At 66.3% G+C, this 3,075-nt stretch carries 3 protein-coding genes; all 3 read right to left on the minus strand.

Going from position 1 to position 3,075, the window contains the following annotated elements; genetic code table 11:
• Window positions 1-123: 123 nt before the first annotated feature.
• Window positions 124-804 carry a TrkA family potassium uptake protein gene (locus MUO23_06325; protein ID MCJ7512571.1) on the minus strand — a complete coding sequence of 227 codons (681 nt, stop codon included), beginning with the start codon at window positions 802-804 and terminating at the stop codon, window positions 124-126.
• 2 nt (window positions 805-806) lie between these two features.
• Window positions 807-1,466 carry a TrkA family potassium uptake protein gene (locus MUO23_06330; protein MCJ7512572.1) on the minus strand — a complete coding sequence of 220 codons (660 nt, stop codon included), beginning with the start codon at window positions 1,464-1,466 and terminating at the stop codon, window positions 807-809.
• A 22-nt stretch (window positions 1,467-1,488) separates the two neighbouring features.
• The coding region (locus MUO23_06335; GenBank protein ID MCJ7512573.1) for a cation-transporting P-type ATPase at window positions 1,489-3,075 on the minus strand (1,587 nt) is incomplete at its 5' end.

The following is a 3,075-nucleotide window of genomic DNA, read 5'->3' on the forward strand; positions in this document are numbered from 1 at the left end:
TCTCGCCGAGGCGGGTTCCTCACGGCCGACAACCCGCCCTTCCGAACCGGTCTTGCGTTCTGAGGCGGCTCCTGCAAAGGGCGCCGAGGAATTGCGGAATCCCTTTGCGCACAACGAAGCTCATCAGCCTGAGTTCCGCTGCGCCGGGTCAAGCACCTCCGCCAGCGCCGTCACCTGGCTGCTGTGCACCAGGGCGATGACCTCATCGACGGGCTGCAGCACCACATCGCCCCGCGGCACGATCAGCTGCCCCTTGCGGATGACGGCGACAATGGTGCAGGCATCGGGCAGGACTAGGTCGCGGATGGCCTTGCCGGCGGCGATGGCGCTGGGAGCGACCTTCTCCTCGACGATGGCGTATTCACCCTTGCGCAGCTTGAGCAAGGTCATCATGTCTCCGAGCGACATCTCCTCGGCGATCAGGTTCGCCATCAAGTCGGCCTGGTTGATGGCAACATCCACGCCCATCTCGGGGGTGAACATCCAGGCGTTCTTGGGGTTGCTGACGCGGGCGATAATGCGCGGCACATTGAACTCGAAGCGCCCCAGGCTGGTGACCACCAGGTTGGTTTCATCCGCTCCGGTGACCGCCGCCAGCACGTTAGCCTGGCGGATCCCCGCCGCCTCGAGGTCGGTGGGCGAGCTGCCATCCGCCAGCGAGGCCGTCCCACCGGGCAGCTCCGCCTGCAGCTTGGCAAACACATCCGGGCGATGGTCGAGCACCCGAACTTGGTGACCCGCGGCGAGCAGCCGCGAGGCCAGATGCGAGCCAGTCTTTCCACCGCCGACCAAGACAACAAACATGGCTAGCCTCCCTCGCCGAGTTGGAGCAGTGTCTCCAGCCGCCCCATGGCGCTGGCATGCACTGCCAGGTGCAGTAGGTCGTTGTGCTCAAAGGCCGTGCCGAGCAGCGGCACGATGGCCTGGCCGCCGCGAGTGATGGCCACCACCTGGATCTCCCCGGGCAAGCTGATCTGGTTGACCTGACGCCCCACCAGCGCCGGCGCCACCTCGAGCGCCACCAAGCTGACCTCGCCGTGACCAAAGGTCATCACCGGATCGAGGTGGGTATGGGCGAGCAGCTCGAAGATGCGCTGCGCCCCCCAGGTGGTGGACGAAATGGTCACCAGTCCCAGGCGCTGGTAGACCTCGGCCCGGCTGGGATCATACAGACGGGCGACGACGCGCGGCACGTGATAGACGTTGCGCGCGATCCGGGCGGCGACGATGTTGGCATTGTCGGAGGAACTTGTGGCGGCGAAGGCCGTCGCCTCTTCGATCCCGGCCTGAACCAGGATCTCCCGATCGAAGCCGACGCCTTCGATGAACTGGCCGCCGAAGGTCGGGCCGAGCAGATCGCGGGCGGTTTCTTTGTGGTCGATCACGCGCACGTCGTGGCCTTGTTCATCCAGCCGGCGGGCCACCTGCGCCCCGACCCGGCCGCAGCCCATGATTATCACAATCATCGTTGTCCTCCTTTGCGGGACTTCATGCGTGGCGCAGCCTGTCAAGCCACAGGGCGGCGCCCTTGCGGATGCGTTCGAGAACGAACAGGATAGGGGCGAACAACAGCAGCGCCGGCCAGGTGTGCAGCGGCAGCGGTGTCATGTCGAACAGGTTGGAGAGGAAGGGGATGTAGATCAGCGCCACCAGCATCAGCAGTTCCAGGCCGATCCCCAGCAGCAGGTAGCGGTTGCTCAACCAGCCCAGCAGGTGGACCCTGCCCTTCTCGGTGCGGCAGGCGAAGGCGTTGCCCGCCTGAGAGGTGACCACCCCGGCGAAGTACACGGTCGAGGCCAGGATGTGGACTTGTCCGAGGCTGAGACGGGCACTGCCCATTCGCTCGAGCCAGGGGATCGGCGGCAAGCCGAGCACCCCACCGAACCCGAAGGCCGCATACGTCAGGGCGAAGCCGAGAAAGCACAGCGTGGCTTCGATCGGCCCCAGCCACAAGTAGGCGCGTGTCAGTAGTCGTTTCTCCAGTATGGGCTGGTCGCGACGCCGTGGGGGACGCTTCATCACGTCTGGCTCGGGCTTCTCCATGCCGAGGGCCAGAGCGGGCAACTGATCGGTTCCCAGGTCGACCGCCAGGATCTGCAGCACACCCAAGGCCAGCGGAATGCCGGTCAGGGCGGTCAGCAGGAAGGGGGCAATTTCCGGGACGTTGCTGGCGAAGATGTAGCTGGAGAATTTGCGCAGGTTGTCGTAGATGGCCCGGCCCTCGGCCAGGGCGGTCGTGATCGTCCCGAAATCGTCGTTGGTGATGATCACATCCGCCGCTTCCTTGGCGACATCGGTGCCGGCGATGCCCATCACGATGCCGACATCCGACCGGCGCAGCGCCGGGGCGTCGTTCACGCCATCGCCGATCACCGCCACCACTTCGCCCATGGCCTGGAAGGCGGACACCAGGCGCAGCTTGTGCTCGGGCGCCATGCGGGCGAAGATGATCTCGTGCTCGCTCAGCAGGCGCTGCAGCTCGATGTCGCTCAGCGGCTCGAGCTCGGCGCCGGTGAGAATCACGGGTTGTGGGGTGGCGAGCATGCCGATGCGCCGGGCCATCGACTCGGCCGTCAGCCCGTAATCGCCGGTGATCATCGCCCAGCGGATCCCGGCCTCACGGCAGCAGCGGATGGCCTCGGCCACCTCCGGTCGGGGCGGGTCCATCATCGCCACCAATCCCAGAAACGTGAGCTCGCGCTCGACGGTCTCGGCGGAGAAACCGCCCGCCTGAGGTGGCAGCTGCCGGCGCGCCAGGGCCAGCACCCGCAGGGCGCCGCGGGCATAGTCGTCATTGGCCGCCAGGATCAGGCTGCGGGTCTGCTCATCCAAAGGCACGATCTGACCCTGCTTGAGAATGGACGTGCACAGCTGGACGATCTCGCGCGGGGCGCCCTTGACAAAGGCCACCATGCCCTGACCGGTCCGGTGCAGTGTGGACATGCGTTTGCGGCGAGCGTCGAAGGGCAGCTCATGCACCCGCGGCAGCTGGGAAAGCACGTCGTCCTGGTCCAACCCGCCTTTAAGGGCCAGGACACGCAGGGCGGCTTCAGTCTGGTCGCCGAGGCAGGTCCA

It is taken from the genome of Anaerolineales bacterium (genome assembly GCA_022866145.1).
Lineage (GTDB): Bacteria > Chloroflexota > Anaerolineae > Anaerolineales > E44-bin32 > PFL42.